Source organism: Streptomyces sp. NPDC088733 (assembly GCF_044751185.1).
GTDB lineage: Bacteria > Actinomycetota > Actinomycetes > Streptomycetales > Streptomycetaceae > Actinacidiphila.
In genome coordinates this window covers 341071-367599 of sequence record NZ_JBIVLH010000004.1, presented here as the reverse complement: position 1 = coordinate 367599, position 26529 = coordinate 341071, and the positions used below count along the sequence as shown (strand labels likewise).

27 protein-coding genes are annotated in these 26529 nt (G+C 72.2%); 13 read left to right on the top strand and 14 right to left on the bottom strand.

Annotated features, from left to right (window positions below; translation table 11 throughout):
* Window positions 1-211: 211 nt before the first annotated feature.
* The gene (locus tag ACIP64_RS10470; RefSeq protein ID WP_401583686.1) at window positions 212-1195 is read right to left on the bottom strand and encodes a LuxR C-terminal-related transcriptional regulator; all 984 of its coding nucleotides are present in this window, start codon (window positions 1193-1195) and stop codon (window positions 212-214) included.
* Window positions 1196-1445: 250 nt separating this feature from the next.
* On the opposite strand from ACIP64_RS10470, the gene ACIP64_RS10465 reads away from it, so the two are divergent.
* On the top strand, window positions 1446-2420 hold the full coding sequence (locus tag ACIP64_RS10465; protein WP_401583685.1) for an aldo/keto reductase: 975 nt from the start codon (window positions 1446-1448) through the stop codon (window positions 2418-2420).
* Between the two features lie 168 nt (window positions 2421-2588).
* Window positions 2589-4094, top strand: a complete 1506-nt coding sequence (locus ACIP64_RS10460) for an aldehyde dehydrogenase family protein (protein ID WP_401583683.1) — start codon at window positions 2589-2591, stop codon at window positions 4092-4094.
* A 28-nt stretch (window positions 4095-4122) separates the two neighbouring features.
* On the opposite strand, the gene ACIP64_RS10455 is transcribed toward ACIP64_RS10460, so the two are convergent.
* The 8 genes from ACIP64_RS10455 to ACIP64_RS10420 form a co-directional block, all read right to left on the bottom strand.
* A complete protein-coding gene (locus ACIP64_RS10455; protein WP_401583682.1) occupies window positions 4123-5091 on the bottom strand; it encodes an NUDIX domain-containing protein in 969 nt (322 codons plus the stop codon).
* Between the two features lie 159 nt (window positions 5092-5250).
* Window positions 5251-6066, bottom strand: a complete 816-nt coding sequence (locus ACIP64_RS10450) for an enoyl-CoA hydratase/isomerase family protein (RefSeq protein WP_401583680.1) — start codon at window positions 6064-6066, stop codon at window positions 5251-5253.
* On the bottom strand, window positions 6063-7325 hold the full coding sequence (locus tag ACIP64_RS10445; protein ID WP_401583678.1) for a cytochrome P450: 1263 nt from the start codon (window positions 7323-7325) through the stop codon (window positions 6063-6065). Before ACIP64_RS10445 ends, ACIP64_RS10450 begins: the two co-directional genes overlap by 4 nt.
* Before the next feature lie 100 nt (window positions 7326-7425).
* Window positions 7426-8778 (bottom strand): cytochrome P450, encoded by a 1353-nt coding sequence (locus ACIP64_RS10440; RefSeq protein ID WP_401583677.1) that lies wholly within the window; start codon window positions 8776-8778, stop codon window positions 7426-7428.
* A 61-nt stretch (window positions 8779-8839) separates the two neighbouring features.
* The gene (locus ACIP64_RS10435; protein ID WP_360905178.1) at window positions 8840-9430 is read right to left on the bottom strand and encodes an ATP/GTP-binding protein; all 591 of its coding nucleotides are present in this window, start codon (window positions 9428-9430) and stop codon (window positions 8840-8842) included.
* Entirely contained in the window at window positions 9405-9779 is a 375-nt protein-coding gene (locus ACIP64_RS10430; protein ID WP_384293143.1) for a DUF742 domain-containing protein, read from the bottom strand. The genes ACIP64_RS10435 and ACIP64_RS10430 overlap by 26 nt, the downstream gene beginning before the upstream one ends.
* Complete coding sequence (locus tag ACIP64_RS10425; protein WP_360905182.1) at window positions 9776-10177, bottom strand: roadblock/LC7 domain-containing protein; 402 nt, start codon at window positions 10175-10177, stop codon at window positions 9776-9778. Before ACIP64_RS10425 ends, ACIP64_RS10430 begins: the two co-directional genes overlap by 4 nt.
* Window positions 10174-11406, bottom strand: coding sequence for an ATP-binding protein (locus ACIP64_RS10420; RefSeq protein WP_401583675.1), 1233 nt, complete (start codon window positions 11404-11406; stop codon window positions 10174-10176). The genes ACIP64_RS10425 and ACIP64_RS10420 overlap by 4 nt, the downstream gene beginning before the upstream one ends.
* Window positions 11407-11876: 470 nt before the next feature.
* Between ACIP64_RS10420 and budA the strand changes: the two genes are divergently transcribed.
* The 4 genes from budA to ACIP64_RS10400 all read left to right on the top strand — a co-directional run bounded on the left by budA (window position 11877) and on the right by ACIP64_RS10400 (window position 15881).
* Entirely contained in the window at window positions 11877-12686 is an 810-nt protein-coding gene (gene budA / locus ACIP64_RS10415; protein WP_401583674.1) for an acetolactate decarboxylase, read from the top strand.
* A 59-nt stretch (window positions 12687-12745) separates the two neighbouring features.
* On the top strand, window positions 12746-14431 hold the full coding sequence (gene alsS, locus ACIP64_RS10410) for an acetolactate synthase AlsS (protein ID WP_401583672.1): 1686 nt from the start codon (window positions 12746-12748) through the stop codon (window positions 14429-14431).
* A gap of 235 nt (window positions 14432-14666) precedes the next feature.
* Entirely contained in the window at window positions 14667-15635 is a 969-nt protein-coding gene (locus ACIP64_RS10405) for an alpha/beta hydrolase (RefSeq protein ID WP_401583670.1), read from the top strand.
* A gap of 51 nt (window positions 15636-15686) precedes the next feature.
* Complete coding sequence (locus ACIP64_RS10400; protein WP_401583669.1) at window positions 15687-15881, top strand: hypothetical protein; 195 nt, start codon at window positions 15687-15689, stop codon at window positions 15879-15881.
* Between the two features lie 67 nt (window positions 15882-15948).
* Here the strand turns inward: ACIP64_RS10400 and ACIP64_RS10395 are convergent, their stop codons facing one another.
* Window positions 15949-16518, bottom strand: coding sequence for an NADPH-dependent FMN reductase (locus ACIP64_RS10395; RefSeq protein WP_401583667.1), 570 nt, complete (start codon window positions 16516-16518; stop codon window positions 15949-15951).
* A 161-nt stretch (window positions 16519-16679) separates the two neighbouring features.
* Window positions 16680-17045, bottom strand: a complete 366-nt coding sequence (locus tag ACIP64_RS10390) for a hypothetical protein (protein ID WP_401583666.1) — start codon at window positions 17043-17045, stop codon at window positions 16680-16682.
* Between the two features lie 169 nt (window positions 17046-17214).
* Here ACIP64_RS10390 and ACIP64_RS10385 point away from each other — a divergent pair, with 169 nt between their 5' ends.
* A complete protein-coding gene (locus tag ACIP64_RS10385; RefSeq protein WP_401583665.1) occupies window positions 17215-17826 on the top strand; it encodes a flavin reductase family protein in 612 nt (203 codons plus the stop codon).
* Here ACIP64_RS10385 and ACIP64_RS10380 read toward each other — a convergent pair.
* Window positions 17799-19364 carry an FUSC family protein gene (locus ACIP64_RS10380; RefSeq protein WP_401583663.1) on the bottom strand — a complete coding sequence of 522 codons (1566 nt, stop codon included), beginning with the start codon at window positions 19362-19364 and terminating at the stop codon, window positions 17799-17801. The two genes, ACIP64_RS10385 and ACIP64_RS10380, sit on opposite strands and share 28 nt — an antisense overlap.
* 66 nt (window positions 19365-19430) lie before the next feature.
* Between ACIP64_RS10380 and ACIP64_RS10375 the strand changes: the two genes are divergently transcribed.
* Window positions 19431-19895: a MarR family winged helix-turn-helix transcriptional regulator gene (locus ACIP64_RS10375; protein ID WP_401583662.1), complete on the top strand. Its 465-nt coding sequence runs from the start codon at window positions 19431-19433 to the stop codon at window positions 19893-19895.
* An 11-nt stretch (window positions 19896-19906) separates the two neighbouring features.
* Here ACIP64_RS10375 and thrS read toward each other — a convergent pair whose 3' ends face one another.
* A complete protein-coding gene (gene thrS / locus ACIP64_RS10370; RefSeq protein WP_401583660.1) occupies window positions 19907-21223 on the bottom strand; it encodes a threonine--tRNA ligase in 1317 nt (438 codons plus the stop codon).
* 198 nt (window positions 21224-21421) lie between these two features.
* Here thrS and ACIP64_RS10365 point away from each other — a divergent pair, with 198 nt between their 5' ends.
* The 5 genes from ACIP64_RS10365 (at window position 21422) to ACIP64_RS10345 (ending at window position 24737) form a co-directional block, all read left to right on the top strand.
* Window positions 21422-21856, top strand: a complete 435-nt coding sequence (locus ACIP64_RS10365) for a hypothetical protein (RefSeq protein WP_401583658.1) — start codon at window positions 21422-21424, stop codon at window positions 21854-21856.
* Window positions 21853-22302 (top strand): group III truncated hemoglobin, encoded by a 450-nt coding sequence (locus ACIP64_RS10360; RefSeq protein ID WP_401583656.1) that lies wholly within the window; start codon window positions 21853-21855, stop codon window positions 22300-22302. Before ACIP64_RS10365 ends, ACIP64_RS10360 begins: the two co-directional genes overlap by 4 nt.
* Window positions 22303-22376: 74 nt before the next feature.
* A complete protein-coding gene (locus ACIP64_RS10355) occupies window positions 22377-22931 on the top strand; it encodes a hypothetical protein (protein WP_401583654.1) in 555 nt (184 codons plus the stop codon).
* 140 nt (window positions 22932-23071) lie between these two features.
* Window positions 23072-23500: a cytidine deaminase family protein gene (locus tag ACIP64_RS10350; protein ID WP_401583653.1), complete on the top strand. Its 429-nt coding sequence runs from the start codon at window positions 23072-23074 to the stop codon at window positions 23498-23500.
* Window positions 23501-24287: 787 nt separating this feature from the next.
* Window positions 24288-24737, top strand: coding sequence for a hypothetical protein (locus ACIP64_RS10345; RefSeq protein ID WP_401583651.1), 450 nt, complete (start codon window positions 24288-24290; stop codon window positions 24735-24737).
* A 257-nt stretch (window positions 24738-24994) separates the two neighbouring features.
* On the opposite strand, the gene ACIP64_RS10340 is transcribed toward ACIP64_RS10345, so the two are convergent.
* Window positions 24995-26497 carry a CocE/NonD family hydrolase gene (locus ACIP64_RS10340; RefSeq protein ID WP_401583649.1) on the bottom strand — a complete coding sequence of 501 codons (1503 nt, stop codon included), beginning with the start codon at window positions 26495-26497 and terminating at the stop codon, window positions 24995-24997.
* Window positions 26498-26529: the final 32 nt, after the last annotated feature.

The following is a 26529-nucleotide window of genomic DNA, read 5'->3' as shown; positions in this document are numbered from 1 at the left end:
TCGCGACGGCGCGACGGACGTACGAGCGACCCGCTGCGCGGCAGGGGGCGCTGCGCCTTGGAGGCCGCCGCGGGGGCGGATCCAGCCCTCTCCGGCGGCGATTTGCGCGGTCTGTCAGGTGGTGCACCGCAATGCCCCCGAGGCTACACCCATCTGGGGGCACGTGACACCAGATGTTCGGCCTGCACGGACCGCCGGTACTGACGGATCGTCAGATCCAGCCGCGGCGCGTGGCCTCCATGGCGATCTGGAAGCGGGTCTGCGCGCCGAAGCGCTGCATGAGCTTGGTGACGTGCCGCTGCACGGTCCGCTCGCTCCACCCCATCGCCCGCCCGGCCGCCTTGTCCGTGGCGCCCGCCGCCAGCAGCGTCAGCAGCCGTGCCTCCTGCGGCGACAGCTCCTCCTGGCCGTCCTCCGTCGTGACCCCCTCGTGCGCCCGGACGTGGACACTGCGGTCCCACAGCGCCTCGAAAAGGGCGATCAGGGCGTCCAGCAGGGGCGAGGGGTGGATGAGGTAGGAGGCGGTCACGGCGTTGTCGCCGGGGCGCAGCAGGGGGATGATGGCCAGCCGGTCGTCCGACACGGCCAGTTTCATGGGCAGGCCGGGGGCGATGCGCGCCTGTTCGCCGTGGCGTATGCCGACGGTGACGTCGTCGAGCCAGCCGGGGAGCGACAGCACGGTGCTGTCGTAGATGACGCGGTAGGCCACGCCGCGGTCCAGCAGCGCCAGCTCGTCCCGGTTCGGCTCGGTGTGCGCCTCGACCGCCGCGTACGGGGGCCGGTCGAAGCCGCGTACCTGGGTGCGGGTGCTCTGCTGCATGTGCGCCCAGCGGCGGTTGACGTCCTCGCGCCCGGAGACGACCTCCACGAGGTCGTCGGGGTTCACGAAGCGGGTGGCGGCGCGGTAGACGTCCATCAGGCCCGCGACCTGCGCGCGCACCTCGCTCAGCGAGCGTTCCCGGTCCCGCAGCACCGCCTCCAGCCCGGTGTCCGGGGCGACGACCACGTAGGTGACGGGACGGCCGGGGGCGCGGATCGCGAGGCCGAGCGCCACCAGCGACTGCACCGAGCGCCGGGCGACCGCGACGGAGAGATGGCCGTCGTGGGCGAGGTCGGCGACGGTGGCCCGGGTCCGGCGGATGAGGATCTCGTAGACCGCTTCGTCCTGCCGGCTCAGGCCGATCGATTCGAGCATGATCCTTCTCCGTGCGCCGGAAGCGTGAACATGTGTCGTTCTCACGACACCTGGCGGGAAGCTGCCGCCGGTTCATCTTGTCAGGGCGATCAAGCCGATGGCAGTGTTCCGGAAATTCCGTCGTCCCCGGTCCGCCTGGCGGTCCGCGGGTCCGCCGTGGACCGCTCCGCCCGCCCCGCGCGTGATCGCCTATCGTCGTGCCGACGGGGATCGATCACGCCGCCACGGCGGCATCCGCGGGAGGACGACTGTGCGTACGAGGGACCTGGGACGCAGCGGGCTTCGGGTGTCCGAGATCGGCTACGGAGCCTGGGGCATCGGGGAGTCGGCCTGGGTGGGTGCGACCGAGGGCGAGTCCGTGCGGGCGCTGGACCGGGCCGTCGACCTCGGGGTGAACTTCATCGACACCGCCCGCGGCTACGGCGAGAGCGAGCGCATCGTCGGGCGGTTCGTCCGCCGGCGGGCCGGTGCGGGCGACGACATCCTCGTGGCCACGAAGGTCCCGCCGATGAACCGCCTGTGGCCCGCGCCGGACGGCGTCGACCCCGCGGAGGCGTTCCCGGGGGCACACATCCGGGAGAGCCTGGAGACCAGCCTGCGGGCGAGCGGCCTCGACCACTTCGACGTCCTCCAGTTCCATGTGTGGAGCGACGAGTGGGTGGGCCGCGGGGACTGGCTGGAGACGGTCGCCGATCTGAAGCGGGAGGGGAAGATCCGCCTCTTCGGCGTCTCCGTCAACGACCACGAGCCCGCCAACGCGCTCGCGCTCGTGCGCAGCGGCGTGGTCGACACCGTGCAGGTCATCTACAACATCTTCGACCAGGCCCCGGCGGACGCCCTCTTCCCGGCGTGCCAGGAGCACGGCGTCGGCGTGATCGTCCGGGTGGCGCTCGACGAGGGCGGACTGACCGGCGGTGTCACGGCCGGGACCACCTTCCCGGAGGGCGACTTCCGCAACCGCTACTTCCGCGGCGACCGGCCCGCCGAGGTCGAGCGGCACGTCGACGCCATCGTCGCCGACCTCGGCATCGGCCGCGACGAGCTCGCCGAGACGGCGCTGCGCTTCGTCCTGAGCTCCCCGGCGGTCTCCACGGTGATCCCCGGCATGCGCTCCGTGCGCAACGTCGAGCGGAACGCCGCCGTGAGCGACGGCCGCGCCCTGGACTCCGGACAGCTCGGCGTACTGGCCCGGCACCGCTGGCAGCGCAACTTCTACAGCGCCTGAGGAGGCGGGCGCCCGCGCCGGGACGGCCGGTGCACACCCCCGTCACCCCCGTTCAGCAGGGGCGATGCCGTGCACCGGGGCCCGTGCGCCCGCCACGGCGGCAGGGTTGTCTGGAACGAATCCAAAATATTAGCGCATATATCCCCTAATGGTGCAAACATGGGATGTATGCGTACTTCGTGGTTGACTCATCCGCAGGGCACCCTCGCCGCGCGGCCCCGCACGCGCGAGATCGTGGACCGTCCCTGGCACATGCTGATCGGCGGGGAACTGACCGACGCGGTCTCGGGGGGCACTCTCGATGTGATCAACCCGGCGGACGAGACGGTGGTGGCGCGCATGCCCCTCGGGGGCTGCGCGGATGTGGACGCCGCGGTCGACGCGGCCCGCGACGCGGCGCCGGCGTGGGCCGCGACGTCGATCACCGACCGGGCCGCCGTGCTGAACGTGCTGGCCGACGCCGTGGAGGCGCACGGCGAGGAACTGGCCTGGATCGACACGATCGACAACGGCAGCCCCATCGGCGTGATGCGGGACGACTTCCGCGTGGCCGTGGCCCAGTTGCGCTACTTCGCGGGCCTGGCCCTGCAACTGCGCGGCGAGACCGTCCCCATGGCCGACCCCGACGCGTTCGACTTCACGCTGCGCGACCCCTACGGCGTGGTCGGGCGGATCGTCCCCTGGAACCACCCGCTGATGTTCGCGGCGGCCCGCGTCGCCGCGCCGCTGCTGGCCGGCAACGCCGTGGTCCTGAAGCCCGCCGAGGTGACCTCCCTGTCGGCGCTGCGGCTGGGCGAGATCGCCGCGCGCATCGTGCCGCCGGGGGTGCTCAACATCGTGCCGGGGCTCGGGTCCGTGGCGGGCGAACGGCTCGTGACCCACCCCGACGTCCCGCGCATCGCCTTCACGGGCTCGTCCGCCACGGGACGGCGCGTCCAGGCGCGCGCGGCGAGCGCCGCCGTCAAGACGGTCACCCTCGAACTCGGCGGGAAGAACCCGATCATCGTCTTCCGCGACGCGGACGTGCGCGCCGCGATCGACGGCGTGATGGCCGGGATGAACTTCAAGTGGCAGGGCCAGAGCTGCGGCTCCACCTCCCGGCTGTTCGTCCACCAGTCGCTGTACGAGCGCGTGGTCGGGGAGGTGGGGCGGCGCATGGACGACCTGCGGATCGGCGACCCCTCCGAGACCGGCACCGACATCGGTCCGCTGGTCTCGGCGGCCCACTACAGCAAGGTCTCCTCCTACGTCCGGGCCGGCCTCGCCGACCCGGCCCTCGACCTCGTCGCCGGCGGCACCTTCCCCGACCGCCCCGGTTACTACGTCCGCCCCACCCTCTTCTCCGCACCCGGCGGACCGGGCGGTCCCCTCTTCACGGACGAGATCTTCGGGCCGGTCCTCGTGGCGGCCCCCTTCGACAGCTACGAGGAGGCCGTCGGCGAGGCCAACGCCCTGCCCTACGGACTCACCGCCAGCGTGTGGACCCAGGACCTGCACACCGCCCTGGCCGCGGCCCGCGACCTGCGCACGGGCTACGTCTGGGTCAACGCCAGCTCCTCCCACCTCCCCGGCACCGCGTTCGGCGGGGTCAAGAACTCCGGCGTCGGACGTGAGGAGGGCATCGAGGAACTGGCCGAGTACACCCAGCAGAAGAACGTCTACGTCCGCTTCTGAGCCGGCCCGCCGCGGGCCCGGACGCCCGTCACGACCAGCCCATCTCGGTGTAGGGCCGGCCGCGCCGGACGGCGTCGACGGCGGCGCGGGTGTAGGCGACGGTGCGCTCCGGAAGGCGGTCCACGGGCCACCAGTCCCAGCTGACGCACTTGTCGGGTTCGAGGAGTTGCGGCTCGCCCTTCCACTGCCGGGCGCGGAAGACCAGTTGCAGGCGCGGCCGGGTGCCGGGGGCCCAGAGCATGTGCACGGCGTGGACGAACTCCACGTCCCCGGGCTCGATCACCAGGCCCGCCTCCTCGCGGGCCTCGCGCACCAGGCACGCGACGGCGGACTCCTGCTCGCAGTGGCCTGCCAGGAAGTGGTACTGCAGCGGCGCGAAGGCCGAGTCCGGGTGGCGCAGGCCGAGCAGGACCTGGCCGTCGCGTTCGAGGTACAGGTGGGCGCCGACGACGTTAGGAACGCCCCGGCCGGCCGGCGCCCCGCCGGGCGGCGGCACGGCGGCCCCGGCGGCCTGGTGGCGCTCGATCACCCGGGCCGCCCACGGCGCCATCGTCAGATGGGCCATCGTGGCGACGTCGAAGAACGCGAACATGATGCCTTCGCCCACCTCCAGGCGGGAGGGGTCGCCGTCCCACTGCCCCAGGAAGATCTGGACGTGCGGCCGGGGGCGGCCGTCGGGGCCGGGGCGCTCGACGACCCCGAACCGGGTGAGGCCGTCGATGGTGAGGCCCGTCTCCTCCAGCAGCTCCCGCGCGATCGCCTCCTCCGGCGTCTCGTCGCCCTCCCTGGCGCCGCCGGGCAGCGACCAGGTGCCGGGGTCGCTGATCGGCTTGTTGGCGTCCCGCAGGTGGAGCAGGTACTGGCCGCGCCGGTTGACGATCAGCGCGTGACCGCGGGCATGGGCGAGTCCTTCGGTTCGGTGGGAATCCGGGCGGCTCCGGGCGGAACCCCACGGCGCGCGGCGCGGGTCGCGACGTCCAGCAGGATGCCAGGACACGGGTGCGGTGCAGGAGTATCGCGTGGCGCGCCGTGGACCGGCCGTGCCCCGCACATGAATATCGGCGGTACCGTGACGCGCCGCCCGGCGGGGGCCGGGCCGGGCGTGCGCGTCGCGGTGCCGCCGGCAGCGGGCCCGCCGGCGCGGCGGGCCCCGGACTTACATGTGGTGGACCGTGCCTTCGTTGCGCGCGTAGTGCGTGGCGGCCAGGACGGCGGCCATGAGCTCCGCGTCCAGGGCCGAGGCGTCGGCGAGGCGGGTCGGGGCCGTGTAGGAGTTGAGCAGGGTCTTGGTCACGCGCAGCGCGCCCTCGGGGCGCCGGACGACGGGCCGCGCCCACGCGGCGACGGCGTCGTCGAGCCGGTCCTCGGGGACGACCTTCTGCAGGACGGACAGGGACAGCGCCTCGTGGGCGTCGAAGGACCTTCCGGTGAGGACGAGTTCGCGCACGCGCGCGGCGCCGACCTCGTTCAGGAGCCGGGGGAGGAGGCCGCCCCAGGCGGTGGGGAGGCCGAGGGCGAGTTCGGGGAGGCGGAAGGAGGCGGTGTCGGAGCCCACGCGCAGGTCGCAGGCGAGGGCCAGGCCGAGCCCCGCGCCGATGGCCTTGCCGTGGACCTTGGCGATGGTGACCGCGGAGTTGCCGCTGAGTGCCTCGCAGACGAGGCGGCCCTTGGTGGCCGACGCGCGGATGCCGCCGCCGGTGGGGTCGCGGTCGAGGAAGCCGGCGTACTCGGTACGGTCGCCGCCCAGGCAGAAGTCGTCGCCGGCGCCGGACAGCACGATGACCCGCACCCCCGGTTCCGGGGTGGTGAGGACCGCGAGCAGCTCGTCCAGCATGGTCTCGGTGACGGCGTTGCCCTGGCCGGGGTCGTGCAGCTCGATGTCCAGGACCGGGCCCCGCCGGCCGGTCCTGAGCGTGGTGAGGGGCCGGGGCGCGCCGCCGGCCGGGTGGGGGAGGGACTGCGGGGCGTTCATGCGGTCACTTTCATCGAGGTCACACGGCGGAAGACCATGCGGGGCGCGTAGGTGGGCGCGGAGGCGAGGCGGAGTGCGGGGAATCGTTTCAGCAAAGCGGTCAGCAACGTACGGGCCTCAAGTCGTGCCAGCGCGGCCCCCAGGCAGTAGTGGGCGCCGCCGCCGAAGGTGAGATGCGTGCCCTTGCGCAGGATGTCGTAGGCGTGCGGATCGGCGTTCCGCCGCGGGTCGTGGTTGGCCGCCCCGTACATCACGTGCACCATCGTGTCCTTGGCGATCGGGACACCCGCGAGGACCGTGTCGTCGGCGGCGACACGGCTGTTGAGGTGGATGGGCGGGTCGTAGCGCAGGGCCTCCTCGATGGCGTCGTCGACGTGCTCGGGGTGCCGTCGCAGCCACTCCCAGCGAGCCGGCTCGTCCAGCAGCAGCCACACGGCGACCGACAGCAAGGTGGCCGTGGTCTCCAGGGAGGCGATCGTGAGGAACATGACCAACTGGTAGATCATCCGGTCGGCGGCCTCGCGATCGCCCGGCAGTTGCTCGTCCCAGTGACGGATCCAGCCGGACAGGACATCGTTGCCAGGCCGGGCGCGGCGGCCGGCCACCAGGTCGGTGAAGAAGGCCCGCATGTCGGCCGTGGCCTCTTCCGAGATGGCCAACTCCGACTTGGTGGGCAGCAGTTCCTGCGCATGCACCTGACGGTGCGTGAAATCGAGGATACGGGCGTGGTCCGTGGCCGGGATGTCCAGCCAGCGGCCGACCGTGACGACCGGCAACTGCTCGCTGACGGTGCCGACGAAATCGGCGACGCCGTCGGCGAGCAGCCGGTCCTCCAGTGTGTCGAGGAGCCGGGCGACATGCCCCTCGACCTCCGGCTCCATGGCGGCGACGGTATTGCGGTCGAAGGGATTGCCGAGGCTGCGGCGCTGGCAGGTGTGGGCGGGCGCGTTCAGCCGGGACAGCGTCCGGCTCATCTCCTGCGTGGCCGGGGCGTGCCACCGTTCGGTGTCCCGCTGCCGCTCCTGCCAGGCGAAGTCGGGGACGATCCAGTTCCTGCCGCGCAGGACCTGGTCACAGGTGTCGTATCCGGTGATGAAGTACCCGCCCCAGGGGGCGGGCACGACATCACCCATGGACTGCAGTTCCTCGTAGAGGGGGAAGGGATCGGCCTGCCCCTGTGCGGTGCGAAGGCGCCGAAGGACGGATATGACGGCTCGACGGTCAATGACTGTGCCACTTATGTCACCGACTGCGGTCACGCAGAGCTCCTCAGGCTGGGCGTCCGGACCGGCGGAACCTACCCCTCCCTCTCCAGCGGCCATGCGGTCCTTGGGTGTTGCTCCTGTCACATGCCGCTCGTCAGACCCGGAAGAGGTCCAGGAAGGTGCTCCAGAACCCCTTCTTCACCTGCGGACGGCCCCCTTGCGCCGGCTGTGCCTCCGTCACCGCGGGACCGGTCGCCGCCGGCACCTGGGCGCGCGGCAGCGGCTCGGCGAACCGGGTGGCCGGAATGGGGCTGAAGCTCACCGGCAGCGTCACCAGGGCCCGGTGGAAGGGCCCCGGGCGCCACTGCAGCTTCTCGGGGTCCTCGGCCAGCGTCAGGTCGTGGAGGGTGTTGAGGATCTTCTCCACCGCCGTCAGGGCGATCAGCTGGGCCGGGGACTTCGCCGGGCAGGCGTGCGGTCCCGCGCCCCAGGCCAGGTGGGCGCCCTTGCTCAGCGTCTCGCGCTCCGCGGTGAGCGCCGGGTCGCTGTTGGCGGCCGCGAAGCTGATGACCAGCGGGGTGCCGGCCGCCACCTCCACGCCGTCGAGGTCCACGTCCTGGAGCGGGAAGTGCGTGGCGTAGTTGGCGATCGGGGGGTTGTTCCACAGCACGTCGTCCATGGCCTCCTCGATCAGCATGCCCGAGTGGCGGCCCGAGGAGTCCTCGGACAGCAGCAGGAGCAGGGTGTTGCCGATGAGGTTGCGCTCGGGCTCCACGCCGGCGCCCATGAGCATGACGAGCTGGTCCTTCAGCTCCTCGTCGTTCAGGCCCGCGGGGTGCGCGATCAGCCAGGAGGTGATGTCGTCGCCGGGCGTGCGCCGCTTGAGGGCGATGAGCTCCATCAGGCAGGCGGTGAGCTCCTCGTTGGCCCGCAGGGCGTCCTCGCCGTCGAAGATGGCGGCCATCGAGGTGGTCAGTCGGTCGCCGATGTCGGCGGGGCAGCCGAAGAGCTTGTTGAACAGCAGCAGCGGCAGCAGCTTGGCGTAGTCGTTCAGCAGGTCGGCGCGGCCGCGCTCGCTGAACTGGCTGATCAGGTAGTCGGCTATCTGCTCCACGTCGCGGGACAGCCGGCTGACGTTGAGCCGGTCCAGGCTCTCGGTGACCGCCTTGCGCAGTCGCAGGTGCACCGTGCCGTCGGTGAAGAGGCAGTTGGGCCGGTAGGCCATCATCGGCAGGACCGGGTTGTCCAGCGCTATGCGGCCCTCGTTGAGCGCGTTCCAGCGGCGCGAGTCGCGCGCGAACAGGGTCGGGTTCTGCAGGACACGGCGCGCGGTGTGGTGCTCGGTCACCAAGGTGGCGTCGACACCGGGGGACAGCTCCACGGGCGCGGCGGGGCCGAACTCGCGCAACTGGTCGTAGATCCGCCCGGGGTCGGCCGCGAAGTCGTGGCCGTGCATCGGGCATCTGGAAGGGGCGCCGGGGACGGGGGTGGGGTGCTCAGATTCCATGGGGGTTCCTTGAGGGGGCCGGAGTCCTCCCGCCCTGGCGGGCGGGGAAGAGCTCCGGCGGTCAGGCGGCGTGGGTGAGCAAGTGCTTGACGAGGGAGATCAACGCCTGTGCCGAGGAGGCCTCGTCACGGGCGTCGCAGTACACGACGGGGGTGTGCGGGAAGAGGTCGAGCGCTTCCCTGATCTCGTCCTCCTGGTAGCGGTGCTCGGTGTCGAAGTTGTTGACGGCGATGGCGTACTCCAGGCCGTACTTCTCGACGAGATCGATGACGGGGAACGACTCGGCGAGCCGGGCGGGGTCGACCAGCAGCAGTGCCCCGAGAGCGCCCCGGGACATGTCCTCCCACAGCTGCATGAAGCGCTGCTGACCGGGGGTGCCGAAGAGGTAGAGCACCAGCTCCTCGCTCAGCGTCAGACGGCCGAAGTCCAGCGCGACCGTGGTGGTCCGCTTGTCCGGCGCGCCCGCCAGGTCGTCCACGTGGAGCGACGCCTGCGTCATCTTCTCTTCGGTGCGCAGCGGGGCGATCTCCGAGAGCGTGCCGATCAACGTCGTCTTGCCCACAGCGAAGTGACCCACCACGAGGATCTTCGCGGCGGTGGTCACCCCCTCCGACACATATGCGTTGTCAGGCAAAGCGCCTTTGGAGTCCATGCAACACCTCTTCGAGGATTCTCTTGTCGACGGCCTGGGCGGGGGGCGGGGCTTCACGGCGCAGCAGGTGCCCATGCTCGGTTAAATCGGTCAGCAGCAGCCTCGCGACGCCCACCGGGAGTTCCAGGTGGGCGGCGACCTCGGCCACCGACAGATACCCCCCGGAGCACAGCTCCCAGATGGCGCGCACCTCGGGACCCGCCCCCAGGGGCAGCTCCCGGTCGGGGGCGATGGTGACCAGGGTGAGCAGGGACAGCTTGTCCGCGGCCGGGAGTTGGCGGCCGCCGGTGATGACGTACGAGCGGACGAAGTCGCTCGAGACCGGTTCTTCCTTGCCGGACGACGTCATGCCTCGGCACCGGCGTTCTGGCGGGGCGGCGTGGTCATCGCCTTGCCCAGCGCGCCGACCTGCTGCTGCATCCGGAAGCTCATGGCCTCCATGTCCACGTCCGGAGCCGCCGAGGCCGCGAGGTACGCGCCGTCGCCCGCGGCGATCAGGAAGATCCAGCCGTGCTCGTACTCCAGCAGCGTCTGCCGCCACGGACTGCCGCCGCCACCGGTGAACGGGGCGACGGCCCGGGACAGCGACTGCATCGAACTCATCGCCGCCGCGTTGGTCTCCGCGTCGTCACGGCCGATCTCGCTGGACTTCTCCAGCAGCAGACCGTCTGCCGAGACGAGGATCGCGTGCCGGGCGCCGCGCACCTGGAGTACGTCGTTCAGCACCCACGACAGATCGGGGTTCATTGGTCCTGGAGTCCTTCCGTGTTCGTCGTGTCCCGACCGGACAGGGTGCCGCGCTGGAACGCCCCGATGCGCGAGGCCCGCGTGCCGCTGGACGGCTCGCCCACCGGTGCGGCCGTGCCTTCGGCGTCGGAGGCCGCGGGCTGCGGCAGCACCGTCACCCGCTGGCGACGGCGCTTGGGCAGGCCGCCCGCCGTGGTGCCCGTGGCCGCCATGGCGACGGGAGCGCTCACGGGCGCCAGGCGCTTGGGGGGCGCCGGCTCCGCGTTGTCGTGCGGGTGGGCGTGCGCGCGGTCGTGAACGGCCTCGGGCTGCGGTGCAGGGACTTCGTTGCTCAGAAGGTCCTCCGGCAGAAGGATTACCGCCCGCACGCCGCCGTACGGGGAGACGGAGTCGACGGACACCTCGAACCCGTAGCGGGCCGCGAGCATGCCCGCGACGGCGAAACCGAACTTCGGGGGGTTGCCGAGCGTGGTGATCCCCACCGGAGCGGACGGAGAGAGCAGGGCCGCGGCGCGGTCCTTCTCCTCCTGGCTCATGCCGAGGCCGGCGTCGTCGACGATGACGCAGACGCCCTTGGGCACGGAGCGGATGTTGATCTCGACCGGGGTGTCGGGCGCACTGTAGTTGGTGGCGTTGGCCAGCAGCTCGGCGAGCACCACCGCCACCGGCTCGACGGCCCGGCTGGCGACCGTGAAGTGCACCTGCGCGTGGATCTGCACCCGGTCGAACCGCCGGATGCGGCCCTGGGCGCTGCGCGCCACGTCGTACACCGAGGCGACGGCCTCACGGCGGCCGAGCCAGCCGCCGCAGAGCACGGCGATGCCCTGGGCACGGCGGCCGAACTGGCTGTTGGCGTGGTCGATCGCCATCAGGTCGGCGAGGATCTGGGGGTCGTCGCCGTACTTCTTCTGCACCCGGTCGATGACGACCTGCTGCTCGTCGGCGAGCACCTGGAGTGTGCGCATCGCCGACTTCAGAACGGTCTTGGTGTCCTCCTCCGCGTCCTTGCGCACCTCCGCCACTTCGGCGGCGTGCTGTTCCCGCTGCTCGGCATGGGCCGCGCGGACGTGGTCCCGCTCCTGCTGCAGCGCGTTGCGCTCACCCTGGAGCCGGGCGTTGTTGCCGCGCAGGATCATGTTGGTCCTGCGCGCGCGCAGGATGATCAGGACAGCGGCACAAAATACAACTATCGAGATCCACAGGAGTGGATCATCCCAAATCGATGTCATGAGGCTCTCTTCAAGTCGCATCACGACGGAAGCGACGATCCGGGCCGCGGCGTCGGGCCGATGGCGAACACCGCGACAGGGCGTGTGCCGTCAAGCCGAGCCAAGAGCCGCTCCTCCGCGATGGGGCCCTGGAGACTGTCCCCCGCGCGCATGACGCGCCATCAGCCTTCTGGAAACCCGCTCACCCTAGCAGCAGTGGATCATTAAATAACCACGCGGTTCGGGCAGTTGCACATCTTCACATCGTCACCGCAACCTTCCAGGTCAGCGGCGCCTCCGGGTGGATGCGGGCGGTGTTCCCGGTTGTCCCGCCATGCCCGGATCGGGCCACCGCGGGGAGGCCGGGAAGGGAAGCCCAGGAGGACGCGGGGCCACCGGGGGGCGGGCCGCGGGCCGCCACTCCGGTTGCGAGCCCCGACCACGGCGAGAGCATGTTTAGAGGGCCCGCCAGGCGCGACGGAGGACGAGCGATGGCTGCCGTGGAGAACGCACAGGACCGCTTCCGCAGGTTCGTCCGCACCGTCCTGGCCCACCGGCACGGCGGCCGCGGCGCCGGGCACGACCCCGAGCACGCGCGGGAGGTGTACCAGAGCTCCACCATGGGTGCGCTGATCGACGGCGTGTACGACGGTGACGTGTCGGTGGCGGAACTGCTCCGCCACGGCGACTTCGGCCTGGGTACCTTCAACCACCTGGACGGCGAGATGCTCGTCCTGGACGGTGTCTGCTACCACCTGCGCGCCGGCGGCCGCGTGGAAGTGGCCGGGGACGGCGAACTCTCCCCGTTCGCGGCCCTGACCTGGTTCGGGGCCGACACCACCGAGGAGGTGGCCGCGCCCCTGACCCGTGCCGAGGTGACCGCGCTCGTCGACCGCACCGCGCGCAGCCCGAACCTGATCTACGCGATCCGGATCACCGGGCTCTTCGGCGAGGTCCGCACCCGTACCGTGCGCCGGCAGGAGCCGCCCTACCCACCGCTCACGCAGGCCGCGGAAGGGCAGGCCGAGACCGCCTTCACCGGCCTGCGGGGGACCCTGGCCGGTTATCGCACCCCCGAGTACGAGCAGGGCATCTCGGTGGCCGGCTACCACCTGCACTTCCTGGACGACGCGCACACCCGCGGCGGCCACTGCCTGGACTTCCGGTTGGACCAGGGGACGATCGCCCTCGGTGAGCGATCGGAGCTCCACCTCAGCCTGCCGACGACGGAGCAGTTCCTCTCGTCCGACCTCAACCCCTCCGGACTGTCCGACCGGATCCGGCAGGCCGAGGGCGGCTGACCGCCGGCGCGGGCCGCGCCTCATGTTCCCCACCGAACCCACGGCGAAAGGGGTTTCCGATGACCGCATCCGACGTACGCGCCGCCCAAAGCGCGGTCGAGGTGCTCTCGGCGTACGGCGTCACCCATGTCTTCGGCGTGCCCGGCGCCAAGATCGACGCGATCTACGACGCGCTGGTGGACGGCGGCCCCCAGCTGGTGGTGTGCCGGCACGAGCAGAACGCGGCCTTCATGGCCGCGGCGGTCGGCCGGCTGACGGGCGTGCCGGGGGCGATCGTGGTGACCTCCGGCCCTGGCACGTCCAACAGCGCGACCGGGCTGCTCACCGCCAACACCGAGCAGGACCCGGTGGTCGCGCTGTGCGGCGCGGTGCCCCGCGCCGACCGTCTCAAGCGCAGCCACCAGTCCATGGACGCCGCCGCGGCCCTGAAACCCTTCACCAAGTACACCGGCGAGGTGGACGACCCGGACAACGTCGCGGAGGCCGTCGCCAATGCCCTGCGTGCCGCGGTGACCGAGCCCCGCGGAGCCGCGGCCGTCGTGCTGCCGTCCGACGTGCTCGCCGCGCCCACCGGTGCCCGCATCACCGAGCCGGTGCGCGCACCGGCCCAGGGGGCCGCGCCGTCCGCCGCCGTCGAGCAGGCGGCACGCATGATCCGCGGCGCGGAGCGCCCGGTGCTGCTTGTCGGGCTGCGCGGGGCGGACCCCGAGGCCTGCGCGGCACTGCGGGAGCTGATCGCCGCGACCGACCTGCCGGTGGTGGAGACCTTCCAGGCGGCGGGCGTGGTGCCGCGGGAGCTGGAGGACCACTACGCCGGGCGTGTCGGCCTCTTCCGCAACCAGCCCGGCGACATCCTGATCTCCCACGCCGACGTGCTGGTGACCGTCGGCTTCGACGCCGTCGAGTACGACCCCCGGCTGTGGAACAGCGATCCGTCGCGCACCCTGGTGCACATCGACTACCTTCCCGCTGACGTCGACACCCACTACCGGCCCGCCGTGGAGGTGCGCGGCGACGTGGCCGCCACCCTCCGTGAACTGGCGGGCCGGCTGTCCGGGCTGCGGCTCGGCGAGGAGGTGCTCGGCGAACTGGCCGAACAGCGACGCGCGCTGGCCGGCATCGACGAGGCGGCGCGCATGGCCGGACACAACGGGAGCGGCCTGAACCCGGTGTCGGTGCTGCTGACGCTGCGCGACATGGTGGACGACGACGCCACCGTCACCTGCGACATCGGCTCGCACTACATCTACATGGCCCGCCACTTCCGTGCCTGGGAGCCCCGTCACCTGCTGTTCTCCAACGGCCAGCAGACGCTCGGGGTGGCCCTGCCGTGGGCGATGGCGACCTGCATGGTGCGCCCCGGCAAACAGGTCGTGTCCGTCTCAGGCGACGGCGGATTCCTGTTCAGCGCCCAGGAGCTGGAGACCGCCACACGCCTCGGCCTGCACTTCACCCATGTGATCCTGCGCGACAACAGCTACGACATGGTGGGCTTCCAGGAGGAGCTGAAGTACGGCAGGACCTCCGGGGTGCGGCTCGGCGACTACGACATCTCCCACTACGCCGCCGCCTTCGGCGCCCACGGCTACCGGGTGCACACCGACGAGCAGTTCAGCAAGGTCCTCGGTGAGTCGCTGTCCCGTGAGGCCCGGGTCCAGCCCGGCGTCACGGTCATCGACGTCCCCGTCGACTACAGCCGCAACACCGAGCTGTTCGCCCAACTCCACGAAGGCGTCCTGGAGTAGAGGCGCCCTTCCGGGGCGGGAGAGTCACCCCGCGATCACGCACGAGTGGGGCGTCGGCGGTGTGCCGGCGCGGGATCCCGGCGGCCGTCAGGGGCCTCGCGTCCCTGACGGCGACGGCTGGTCCGAGCGCGCAGGGCAGGCATGCAGTTAACTTGTGCACAAGTCAATCGTGGGCTATGTTTCTCCTCGTGAACCGGCCGCAACGGTCCGGTCACCGCTCTCGAAGGAGTCGGCCATGTCCGAGCACGTGCCCACCGCCCCTGTCCTGGAGCCCGCCGCGGCGGATTTCGCGGCGGCGACGGCGAAGCCGCCGTTCCTGTTCGACCTGGCCCCGGCCGAGGGCCGCAAGGCCGTGGACGAGGTCCAGTCCGGTGATATCGCCAAGCCCGAGGTCGACGAGGAGTGGATCACCGTCGAGGGCGGCCCGACCGGCAGCGTCCGCGCCCGGATCGTCCGTCCCGCCGGCGTCGAGGGCACCCTGCCGGTGATCCTCTACATCCACGGCGCCGGCTGGGTCTTCGGCAACGCCCACACCCACGACCGCCTGGTCCGCGAACTGGCCACCGGCGCCCGGGCCGCCGTCGTCTTCCCCGAGTACGACCTGTCCCCCGAGGCCCGCTACCCCGTGGCCATCGAGCAGAACTGGACCGTCGCCCGCTGGATCGTCACCGACGGCGCCGCCAAGGACCTCGACGCCACCCGCATCGCCGTCGCCGGGGACTCCGTCGGCGGCAACATGACCGCCGCCCTGACCCTGATGGCCAAGGAACGCGGCGGCCTGCCCCTGGTGCAGCAGGTGCTGTTCTACCCGGTCACCGACGCGAACTTCGACACCCCGTCCTACCACCAGTTCGCCGAGGGCTACTTCCTGCGCCGCGACGGCATGCAGTGGTTCTGGGACCAGTACACCACCGACCCCGCCCAGCGCGCCGAGATCACCGCCTCCCCGCTGCGCGCCACGACCGAGCAGCTCACCGGGCTGCCCCCGGCGCTGGTCATCACCGGCGAGGCCGACGTCCTGCGCGACGAGGGCGAGGCCTACGCCAACAAGCTCCGCGAGGCCGGCGTCCCCGTCACCGCCGTCCGCTACCAGGGCATCATCCACGACTTCGTCATGGTCAACGCCCTGCGCGGCACCCACGCCGCCCAGGCCGCCATCACCCAGGCCCAGACCGTCCTGCGCGAGGCACTGGGTACCGTCTGAGTCACGGGACCCTTTCGCGGGTCCCCGGCCGTCCTCGCGAAAGGCAACGACATGAGCAGTGAACCGTACTGCGACGTCCCGGTCCCGGCACTGGCCTCCGTCGACTGGACGGCGGCCCCCGGGGAGCCGGTCGCCGAGTGCACCCTGTGCCGGGAGCCCACGGAGTACAAGGCGCAGATCCCGGGCACCCCGCTCTGCCCGCGCTGCGAGTGGCAGGAGGCCCAGCGCACCGCCTGCTCCGGCTGAGCCCGGACCCGCCCGCCCGCCGGTCACCCGGCGGGCGGGCGCCGTTCGGTGTCCGCCGGGGGACGGGTCAGCCGGCGGAGACCTGGCGCAGCGGCGCGAGCGCCTTGCTCCAGGCGACGACCTGGTCCAGGACGACAGCGAGCTCCTGGGCCCGGCGCGGGCCCGGCTCGAAGCGGCTCATGTCGACGAAGTCGTGGAACAGCGACAGCGCCACCTGGCCACGCACCGTCGCCACCTGCACCTCCGCCATCACCAGCCGCAGGTGCTCCACCGCCCGCGTACCCCCCGCGCTGCCGTAGGCCACGAACCCCGCCGCCTTGTTGTTCCACTCCGCGTACAGGAAGTCGATGGCGTTCTTCAGCGCGCCGGGGATCGAGTGGTTGTACTCGGCGGTCACGAAGACGAACCCGTCGAACGACGCGACCCGCTCCGCCCACGCCTGCGTGTGCGGGCGGCTGTAGTGGCCCATCGACGGCGGCACCTGCTCGTCCAGCAGCGGCAGCCCGAGGTCCTCGACGTCCACCAGCTCGTACTCGGCGTCGTTGCGCGCCGCGGCGTTGTCGTACACCCACTCCGCCACGGCGGCGCCGTTGCGGCCGGGCCGCGTGCTGCCGAGAATGACGGCGATCCTGGTCATGGCGCTGCTCCTGGGCGGTTGTCCGGGGTCGGTGTGCCGGGTCACGTTCCATGCCCGTGCCTCCGGCAACCGGACCCGCCCGGGGTTTCGCCCGATCGCCGGGCGGTGGCTGCGCCGGGCGGGTGAGGGCCTGGCGGGCCCCGGGGGTCGGCGCCGCCCCGTCAGTACGCCTGCGGTCCCGCCGGCTGCCGGTCCACCTCGTCGGCCCGGCGCCGCAGGTCGGCGGCGATGTCGTCCCAGGCCGGCCCGTGGAGGTAGAGGCTGTCGGCCGCCTCCCGCAGCAGCGCCGCGTCGTGGGGGCGCTGGAGGAGGGCGAGCCGGTAGGCGAGGTTGCGGATCCACACCGGCAGCAGTCCGTCGACGACGTGCGGACTGAGGTCGTGCAGCATCGCGACGATCGAGTCGGCGTCGGCGAAGGTCAGTTCGCCGACGAAGTGCTGCTCCTGGTGGTCGAGCACGCAGTCGCGCGTGGGCCGGTACTCGTCTCCGTACAAGCACCGGGCGTGCTCCGTCAGGGTCGTGTGCATGACGCGCAGCTTAAGGGAACTTGATCAATCCGTGGAGTGGTTCACGACGGCACTCGCGCAGGTCGTGCCGGGGGTGGTAGCCTCCGCGGCCGCTGTGGATCATCACCTTCCCGACACGCCGGGACCCGGCAGCGCGGCCGGGCGCGGGACGCCCGACGATACTGCGGCCATGCGCGTCGACTTCGATCCCGAGGCCATGAGCAGTGGCGCCTTCTACCGGTTCCTGACCTCCGTCGTCGTGCCCCGGCCCATCGCGTGGATCTCCACCGTCACACCGGACGGGCTCACCGGGAACCTGGCGCCGCACTCCTTCTTCAGCATCGCGAGCACCGATCCGCCGATCGTGCAGTTCACCTCGATCGGGCGGAAGGACTCGCTGCGCAATGTCGAGGACACCGGCGAGTTCGTGGTCAACTTCGCCTCCGAGGCGCTGCTGCGCCTCGTCAACCGGACGGCGACGGACTTCCCGCGCACCGTCAGCGAGTTCGACTACGCGGGCATCGAGCGCGAACCCAGCCTGCGCGTGCGCCCGGCGCGGGTGGCCGCCTCGCCGGTCGCCCTGGAGTGCCGCTCGCACACCACCGTGCGCATGGGCAATTCCACCCTCGTCTTCGGGCGCGTGCTCCACGCCGTCGCCGACGAGGACGTCCTCGCCGACGGCCGTCCGAGCGCGCCGCTGCTGCGCCCGCTCACCAAGCTCGGCGCTGACGAGTGGGGGACCCTCGGCGAGGTCCTCCACCTCAACCGCATCCCCTACGAGGAGCCCCGCCCCACGGGCTGAGACCGGGTGCCGGTGTCCTGACGGGCAGTCTGGTCACCGCCGTCGCGGGGCCCGGGCTCCGCCGGGGGCGGATCGCCGTGCACGGCGGTGAGGCACCGCAGGGCCGCGTCGACGCGGTCCAGGGCCGGGTGAGCCGGTGCCCCGTCCGGAGCGGTGGGCAGAGGGTGCCGGGGCGGTCCCGGCCGGCGCCCGAGGGCGCGGCGGGCGGCGACGACATTGGCGGTCAGGGCCTTGGCGCGGGCGGCGAGGTCCGGCCCGGGCGGGCCGGGGAGCGCGGCGAGGTCGCCGACAGGCCCGGCGCAGCCGATCAGCGCGTCGATGGCGTCGGCCGGATGAGGGGCCGTGCGGCGCAGCAGCCGGACGAGCCCCCGGTGGGCCCGGAAGGGAGCGGCGATCTCGCCGAGACGCACGAGGCTGTCGTCGAACCGGGCGCGTGCCGCGACGAGTTGCCCGGCCTCCTGGCCCCGGAACGCGGACAGCACGTCGGTCAGGGCGGCCAGCGCGTCGGCGGTACGCCGCCGGGCCACGTCGCCCGACCGGACGGGAAGGACGAACCAGGCGGCGCCGACGCCCGCCAGCGCGCCGACGGCGACGGCCTCGATCCGGGTGAGCAGCACGTCGGTGCCGCTCAGGCCGTAGTAGCCGTACAGCAGCGAGAGCACGGCGGTCATCGCCGCAGCCCAGTACGCGTAGCTGAGGCCGCGCAGCCACGACGCCACCGCCAGCACCGCGAGGATCACCGCGATCGAGGAGGTGTCGCCCGGCGGGAACACCCCCGCGAGCAGGGTCGCGGCCACGACGCCCGCGGCCGCGCCGCCGATCCGCAGCACGCTCTTGTGCACGACGTCACCGCGGCCGCGGTTGCCGCTGGACACGATGAACGCGGTGAGCACGGTCCAGCTCCAGTGGTCCGGGAACGCGAGCCTGCCGAGGAGGAACGCGGCTCCCAGTGCCACGGCCATCTGGCAGGCCATGCGGTCGCTGACGGCCCACCCGCCCGCGGCACGCGGCGGCCGCGGGACGGGCGCGACCGGGGGAGCGGACCGGCCGATCCCGGCCCGGGCGGCGGCGAGTTGGCACACGGCCACGCTGAGGAACGCGATCAGCGCGGCGACGGCCGCCCACAGCAACCGCGCACCGCCGGAGCCCGGCGGCACCGGTGTGATGAGGACGGCGACGAAGGGCAGGGTCGCGAGCGTCCCGGCCGCCGCGGCGACGGGCCCGAAGCGCCGGACCCAGACCGCCGCGCCCACCCCGAGCGCGAAGAGCGTGCCGCCAACGGCGAGGTGGTGGAACAGCAGCCAGCCAACCCCCGACGTCGCCACGGCCACGACCGGCAGCACCGCGAGCCCCAGCAACCGGCGCCGCGGTGAGGCCCCCCGCTGGACGCGGGCCAGCGTGAGCGTGAGGGCGACCGTCAGCACCACGATGCTGTCGTCGAGCCCGGAGTCCTTGAGCAGGACGGCGCAGCCGAACGCGAGCAGCAGGGCGGCGGAGGTGACCGCGGCGTCGGGTATACCGCGAAAAATACTTCGCATTCGCTGACCGCTTTTCCACTTGAAGGCTGAATCCTGGTCGACAGTAGCAAGTGATAGCGTAGGAATGTGACAACGGAAGCAGCCGGGGAGCCCGGGCGGAGCGAGGAACCCCAGCCCTTCCTGGGGGCGGCGGCCGAGATCCGCCGCGGCGCCACCCGGCTCTCCCGCCGGCTCCGCGCCGAACGTTCCCCCGGCGCCCTCAGCGCCAACAAGGTGGGCGTACTCGGCCACCTCTACCGCCACGGCCCCGCCACACCCGGCGCGGTGGCCGGCGCCGACCGGCAGCAACCGCAGTCCCTGACAAGGGTGTTCACCGAGCTCGAACGCGACGGCCTGATCACCCGCGCCCCCGCCGAACACGACCGCCGCCAAGCACTCCTCGCCCTGACGCCGGCCGGCCACGCCGCGCTCCTGGCGGACGTGGCCGAACGCGACGCGTGGCTCGCGTCGGCGCTCGCCGGGCTGAGCGAGACCGAACGCGAGGTGCTGCGCCTGGCCGGACGCCTGATGGACCGCCTCTGCGACCCGTGATCCGTGGACCGCTATGCGCCGGTGTCCCCGTCCCACAGGCCGGTCCCGTACGCGGAGGTCAGCGCCCGGACGCGGGCCAGCATGTCCTCGGCGGGGAGCGGCGCGAGCCGCCGGCCGTCGCGCAGCCGCACCGCCACCTGACCGTCCACGGCCTCCTCGGCGCCGATGACGGCCTGGTACGGGACCAGACGGGCCTCCCGGACCCGCGCGCCCAGGGTGCCGCGCTCCGGCCCGGCGACCTCGGCGCGCAGCCCCAGGTCGACGGCCCGCCCGGCGAACGCCTCGGCGACCGGTACTTCGGCCTCGGACACCGGCAGGACCGCGATCTGGGTGGGCGCCAGCCAGGCGGGGAAGGCGCCGCCGTGCAGCTCCACGAGGTGCGCCACCGCCCGCTCCACACTGCCGATGACGCTGCGGTGGACCATCACGGGGCGGTGCCTGGCGCCGTCCGCGCCGACGTAGTGCAGGTCGAAGCGGTCGGGCTGGTGGAAGTCGACCTGGACGGTGGACAGGGTCGACTCGCGACCGGCGCCGTCGGCGACCTGCACGTCGATCTTTGGCCCGTAGAACGCGGCTTCACCCTCCGCCGCCTCGTACGGCAGGCCCGAGCCGTCCAGCACCTCTTCGAGCAGCTCGGTCGACCTGCGCCACAATTCCGGCGCCGCCACGTACTTGCCGCCGGGACCGGGCAGGGAGAGCCGGTAGCGGGCCGGGGTGATGCCCAGCGCCGCGTACGCCCGGCGGATCATCTCCAGCGCCCCGCGCGCCTCGTCGGCGACCTGGCCGAGGGTGCAGAAGATGTGCGCGTCGTTGAGCTGGATCGCGCGGACGCGGGTCAGCCCGCCGAGCACCCCCGACAGCTCCGAGCGGTACATGCCGCCGAGTTCGGCCATGCGCAGCGGCAGTTCACGGTAACTGCGGGCACGGGAGCGGTAGATGAGCGCGTGGTGCGGACACAGGCTCGGCCGCAGCACGACCTGCTCGCCGCCCAGGTCCATGGGCGGGAACATGTCGTCGCGGTAGTGGTCCCAGTGCCCGGAGATCTCGTACAGCTCGCGTTTGCCGAGCACGGGGGAGTTCACGTGCCGGTATCCCGCACGCCGCTCGGCTTCGTGGACGTAACTCTCCAGGGCGTGCCGTACGGTCGCGCCGTCGGGCAGCCAGTAGGGCAGCCCCGCCCCGATCAGCGGGTCGGTGTCGAACAGGCCGAGCTCTCGGCCGAGTCTGCGGTGGTCGTGCATGGCGGTCTCCTCGCGGGGTGGCGGGCGAGTGACCGTGGGTACGCCGAAGCCCCGGGGCACTCGCCCCGGGGCTTCGACTGATGGCATCGGTCAGCGCGCCGGGACACTCTCCGGCGTCGTCGTCATGGCAGCGCGCTTCATGCGGACGACGGTAACAGGGCCGGCCGGTGGGACGCAGGGCATTTCTTCCGTGATCTCTGTGATGCCGCTCTCAAATATTCATCTCAGATGCATATTTTGCTACGGTGGGCACATGGAACTCCGCCGCAATGCCGGTCCCGGCCGATGAACGCCGCCGCCGTCCTCGTGCAGATCGCCGCCGTCTTCCTGTGGCTGGGCATGGTCCTGGGCATCTCGTTCCTGGAGGCCCCGCTGAAGTTCCGGGCCGAAGGCATCACACTGCCCCTCGGCCTCGGCATCGGCCGGATCGTCTTCCGGGCCCTGAACCGGGTGGAGGTCGCCCTCGCGGTGTGCGCCGCCTCCGCGACGGCCGCGGACGTTCCCGGCCCGGTCGCGATCGCCGCCGGCGCGGTGGCCGCGGCCGTACTGGCCGTCCAGCTGACCGCCGTACGACCCACGCTCAACCGGCGCACCGCGCGGGTCCTCGCGGGGGAACAGGTGCCGCGCAGCCGCACGCACCTGGTGTACGTCGCGCTGGAGGGCGCCAAGGTGCTCGCCCTCGCGGTCTGCGGTTCCGCGCTCGTCCTGGGGCGGCTGTGACCCCGGCCGGCGGCGGACCCGCCGCCCGGGACCTGGCGGGCCGAGCGGATGTCGAGGCGCTGGTCTCCGCCTTCTACGGCAGGGCGTTCGCCGATCCCCTCATCGGCCCGGTCTTCACCGACGTGGCCAAGATGGACCTGGCCGCGCACATGCCCGTGATGTGCGACTTCTGGGAGTCGGTGCTCTTCGCGGCCGGCCTCTACCGGCGCAACGCGCTCCACCCCCACCTCGCCCTGCACCGCCTCGCCCCGCTCGGCCCCGCCCACTTCGACCGCTGGCTGGCGTTGTGGACCTCCACGGTCGACGCGCTCTACCGCGGCGAGAAGGCCGAACTCGCCAAGACCCAGGCGCAGCGCATCGCCGGCTCGCTCCTGCGTCGCCTGAACAGCGGGGACGCGAGCGAGTTCGTGACGATCCGCCGGCGCGGTGGAGCCCCGCAGGGGTGAGCCTGGGCGCGGTCGCGCCGATTCGGCGCGAAAACAGCTGCGCAGATCGGGTGCGGCGATGTGACACTGCGTCCATGACCAGGCCGGAGCTCTCCGAACTCGACTACCTGCGCGAGATCGAACGGCTCGCCCGGGCAGTCGCTTCCGCAGCCGCCGCCGAGCAGTGGCACGCCGACGACACCGAGGACCAGGGGCCGCTCCAACGCAGTGTCAACGCGTTGAGGAAGGCGCTGTTGCGCTACCACTTCCCCCTGGACGGGTGCATGGAGGAGGAAGAAGAGCGCCCGGTGGTTCCCCTCGCCGCCGTGGCCCTCATCCGGCCCGAGGCCATGCCTGTCGGCATCGACGAGACCTACCCCCATGCCTGCGCCCGACTGGGAGTGGAAGCACGCCCCGAAGGGTGGGCGTTGTGGGAGACCTGGGTCGACGGCAGGGCGAGGGTCACCATGGTCGTCTCCGCCGTGGACACCACGGAGGGCCTCCTCACCAACTGGGCCAAGGGCGAAGACCTGCTCCCCGTGATGCCCCTGCCCTCCCAGATCGCCCAGGTCCACGCCGGCTGGACCGGCTGGGCGTCGATCTTCTCCCCCTACGGGAAGAGGAAACTCGGCCTCAGCGGGCAGCCGTGATCTGTGCCGATCGACGGAACGAGAACGATCGGCGCGGCCCGTCCGGCGTAGGTGCCGCAGCGGGCCACCCCGTCCATATCCGCTTGCGTGCGCGCCTCGTTCGGGCCATCGTCGTGCGACACCTCACGAAGGCAGGGACGATGGCCGGGCAACCCAGCGATATCGATCACGAACTCGTCCAGGCCGCGGCCCACGTAGCGCGCACACGTTGCCAGGGCGACAACCACACGATGGCGGCCGCGGGCCGCACCGAGGACGGCCGCATCGTCACCGCGGTGAACACGTACCACTTCACCGGTGGCCCGTGCGCCGAACTGGTCCTCATCGGCACCGCAGCGGCCCAGGGCGCCTACGCCCTGCGCACCATTGTCGCCGTGGGCGACCGCGACCGCGGGGTCGTCCCTCCGTGCGGCCGGTGCCGTCAGGTCCTTCTCGACTACTTCCCGGCCGTCGACGTCATCGTCGGCAACGGCGACCGACTCCGGGCGGTTCCCATCGCCGAGTTGTTGCCCGAGAGCTATGTCTGGGCGGACCACCAGCTCGACACCGAACCATCGAAGAACCCCTGACGACATGACGTGGCGGATGTCCCTCTGGCAGGCGACGATCTCCCGGTGCTCGCCGATGAAAGGGCAGCCATGGGCGCCACCGCTCCCCGGGAACTGCGGGTGCCGCTTGTTCCTCCGGACGACTGGATCGCTGACCACAGGCAACGCCTGCACCAGGTGATGAACCACTGGGTTCCGATGCTGTCGGCGTAAGGAGGACAACTCGCTGCCGGCAGTGCACTGTGTGGTCCCCGCGACCGAGAACGGGGCCCGTAGGTGGATGCGGCGGACCGTGCGGCTACTCTCAGCCCAACGCGGCCTCGGTCGTGGCCAAGCAACGCGTTGGTCTGTGAGGAGCACGTCCGATGGCTCGCACCACCCCGCCACGTCCACTCGAAGTCGAGACGCTGTTCCCTGAGGTGGCCGGCTGTCGGAAGACGGCGGTTCGCCTGCATCCGCGCCTGGGCGATCCGAGTGCGCGGGACAGCTCGCTCGGCGGACCCGTGCTCTGGCCGATCTCGGAGCCCTGGCCCCACTGCGACGACGACCACCCGCGCACGGCGTTCTCCCCTCCCGGCGAGGGACCGATCCCGCTGGTCCCGGTCCTCCAGCTCTTCGCGGCCGACGTGCCTGACCTGGCCTTCCCGAGCGGCACCGATCTGCTGCAGGTGCTGTGGTGCCCCTTCGATCACGAGGACGGGTACGTTCCCTGCCCCGAGATCCATTGGCGGGACGGGTCCCTGGACGACCTGCGGCCGGCCGACCCACCGCGCCCGACCGGCGCCCACAACGACTACCTCCCGGACCCGTGCGTGCTGCACCCCGAGCGCGTCACCGACTATCCGAACTGGGCCTCCCGGACGAGGTCGCCGGCGCGCTGGAAGCCAGGTTCGAAGAGCTGGAGGAGAAAACCGGCTGGTCCTACTGGTACCACCTCTCCGTGTCGGACGGCGTCAAGATCGGCGGGTATCCGACGTGGACGCAGGAGCCCGACTGGCCGGCATGCCCGGCATGCAGTGTGCGTATGGAGCATCTCCTGACGATCAGCAGCTCCGAATTCGACGGCGAGAGCTGGCGCACGTGGCTGCCCATCGAGGACACACCGGCCACAGGAACCATCTGGGACCTTCCCTACGAACAACGCACCAAGATCCAAAGCCCCCCTGGGCTCATGCTCGGCGACATGGGCGGCATCTACCTGTTCGAATGCGTCAGCTGCCCCGACAGGCCCTTCGCCTACCGCTCAGATTGTTCTTGACCGCGCGCTGCCTCGACCGAAGGGCTGCAACTGTCAGGACGTTGTCCGAGACCAGTAGGTTGGAACGGGTGAGGGACGCACGAGACCTTGTGCTGGGATAGGTCCGTACGCTGAACGCGGTTGATGGGTCCGCGAGGTCGGCGATCCCCTCGCTTGAGCGGTTGGCGGATCTCCTCGACCTGGCCCGTTCGCGCCGGATCAGCAGGAGTGGGCGCATCGGCACCTGCTCCGACACGGTCCACGGGGCAGGATGCCGCTTATAGGGACACCGGCAGCAGCAGCCGTGAGGGGCGGGACCGGGCGTGGAGGACGCGCCGCGGGCCCGCGCTGTCGGGGAACTCCCAGCGCGGGTGCGCGGACGCGGTCACCTGGAGGCGGATGCGGTGGCCCGTGCGGAACGCGTGCGCCACGGACCACAGGTCGACGCGGACCTCCATCGGGTCCCCGCCGGGGGAGAGCGCGATGCCGTCCGCGAGGTTGATCGACCTGCCGTCGGGGTGGACGTCGCACAGCCGGGCGACCCACGCCGCCGGGCCGTCGCTTGCGGCCGCGAGCACCGCGGTGATCCGGCCCGCCACCTCCAGCGGCGCGGGCAGTGGGGGACCGGTCCAGGTCAGCACGTCGGGGCGGGCCTCGATGGCGCGCTGGTCGAACGGGCCCGCCGGGTACGCGCCGGTGAGCAGCAGGGTGCCGCCGCGTACCGGCACGGGGTGCGCCGGGTCGTGCACGAACGTGGACGGGGGTTCGTCCGTGCCGGGCGGGTCGGGGGACAGCGCACCGGAGCCGTGCAGGAACCAGGGCGTCTCGACGGCCGGGGGAGGCCAGCGGTCCGGCCGCCGCCACACCTCCGCGCCCGTCACGTGGATCAGGACCGGCGACTCCGGCCCGCTGCCGCTGCCGCGCCCCAGCACCCCGTCGAGCCAGTCGAGTTGGAGTTCCTTGAGCGACCGGCCGCCGTCGATCACCGACGGCAGGTCGGCATGGGTCCAGGGCCCGACGACCAGGGCGGCCGGCTGTCCCGACGCCCTGGCCATGAGGTGGTTGTCGAGGCTGCCCTGGAGGAACGCGTCGTACCACCCGGCCACCGTGAACGTGGGGAGGTCCGCGGGGGAGACGCGGCGCAGCGGGGGCCCGTCCGGGCGGCCGGGGACGGGGAGCCGGCGCAGGACCGGTGGATGCCAGTCGGCGGTGCCCGGGGTGTCCAGCGCGGCGAGCGCCGCGGCCGCGGCCTGCGCGCCGCCGACGCCCCGCCTGCGGAGCACGTCCGCCCCGAGGCCGAGCGTCCACTGCGTGAGCAGGCCGGTCTCGCGGGCGCCGTCCCGTGCGACGAGGCCTTGGTTCGGGTCGGACCAGGTGAACTCCGGCAGGAGCGCCACGAGTCCGGGCGGGCGGCCCGCGGCGGCCGCCCACTGCGTGTGACCCAGGTAGCTGGGGCCGGACATGGCCACCCTGCCGTCGCCGCCCGGCAGGCGGGCGGCCCAGCGCACGGTGTCGTGGCCGTCGGCGTACTCGTTCACCAGGGGTTCCCAGCCGCCGTCGGAGGCGGAGCGGCCCCGGGTGTCCTGGATGACGACGACGTAGCCGCGCCGGACGGCGGCCGCCGGGTCGAGCCGGGCGAGAAGGCCGGGGTCGTCCTTGGCGTAGGGGGTGCGGGCCAGCAGCACCGGTCCGGGTTCGCCGCCCCCAGGCGGCCGGTGGACGTCGGCGCGCAGCACCGTCCCGTCGCGCATGACGGCCTCGACATCGTGCTCGACGGTCACTGACGCGCCCTTCCGTTGGCAAGCAGCGGCGG

Coding starts and splice junctions, on each gene's coding strand:
- ACIP64_RS10460 (WP_401583683.1), top strand. CDS start 2,589: ATGCGTACTTCGTGGTTGACTCATCCGCAGGGCACCCTCGCCGCGCGG.
- thrS (WP_401583660.1), bottom strand. CDS start 21,223: ATGCCATCAGTCGAAGCCCCGGGGCGAGTGCCCCGGGGCTTCGGCGTA.
- ACIP64_RS10425 (WP_360905182.1), bottom strand. CDS start 10,177: ATGAACCCCGATCTGTCGTGGGTGCTGAACGACGTACTCCAGGTGCGC.
- ACIP64_RS10440 (WP_401583677.1), bottom strand. CDS start 8,778: ATGGAATCTGAGCACCCCACCCCCGTCCCCGGCGCCCCTTCCAGATGC.
- ACIP64_RS10405 (WP_401583670.1), top strand. CDS start 14,667: ATGTCCGAGCACGTGCCCACCGCCCCTGTCCTGGAGCCCGCCGCGGCG.
- ACIP64_RS10395 (WP_401583667.1), bottom strand. CDS start 16,518: ATGACCAGGATCGCCGTCATTCTCGGCAGCACGCGGCCCGGCCGCAAC.
- ACIP64_RS10355 (WP_401583654.1), top strand. CDS start 22,377: ATGACCAGGCCGGAGCTCTCCGAACTCGACTACCTGCGCGAGATCGAA.
- ACIP64_RS10435 (WP_360905178.1), bottom strand. CDS start 9,430: ATGGACTCCAAAGGCGCTTTGCCTGACAACGCATATGTGTCGGAGGGG.
- ACIP64_RS10380 (WP_401583663.1), bottom strand. CDS start 19,364: ATGCGAAGTATTTTTCGCGGTATACCCGACGCCGCGGTCACCTCCGCC.
- ACIP64_RS10450 (WP_401583680.1), bottom strand. CDS start 6,066: ATGAACGCCCCGCAGTCCCTCCCCCACCCGGCCGGCGGCGCGCCCCGG.
- ACIP64_RS10400 (WP_401583669.1), top strand. CDS start 15,687: ATGAGCAGTGAACCGTACTGCGACGTCCCGGTCCCGGCACTGGCCTCC.
- ACIP64_RS10390 (WP_401583666.1), bottom strand. CDS start 17,045: ATGCACACGACCCTGACGGAGCACGCCCGGTGCTTGTACGGAGACGAG.
- ACIP64_RS10365 (WP_401583658.1), top strand. CDS start 21,422: ATGAACGCCGCCGCCGTCCTCGTGCAGATCGCCGCCGTCTTCCTGTGG.
- ACIP64_RS10470 (WP_401583686.1), bottom strand. CDS start 1,195: ATGCTCGAATCGATCGGCCTGAGCCGGCAGGACGAAGCGGTCTACGAG.
- alsS (WP_401583672.1), top strand. CDS start 12,746: ATGACCGCATCCGACGTACGCGCCGCCCAAAGCGCGGTCGAGGTGCTC.
- ACIP64_RS10430 (WP_384293143.1), bottom strand. CDS start 9,779: ATGACGTCGTCCGGCAAGGAAGAACCGGTCTCGAGCGACTTCGTCCGC.
- ACIP64_RS10420 (WP_401583675.1), bottom strand. CDS start 11,406: ATGACATCGATTTGGGATGATCCACTCCTGTGGATCTCGATAGTTGTA.
- ACIP64_RS10350 (WP_401583653.1), top strand. CDS start 23,072: ATGGCCGGGCAACCCAGCGATATCGATCACGAACTCGTCCAGGCCGCG.
- ACIP64_RS10385 (WP_401583665.1), top strand. CDS start 17,215: ATGCGCGTCGACTTCGATCCCGAGGCCATGAGCAGTGGCGCCTTCTAC.
- budA (WP_401583674.1), top strand. CDS start 11,877: ATGGCTGCCGTGGAGAACGCACAGGACCGCTTCCGCAGGTTCGTCCGC.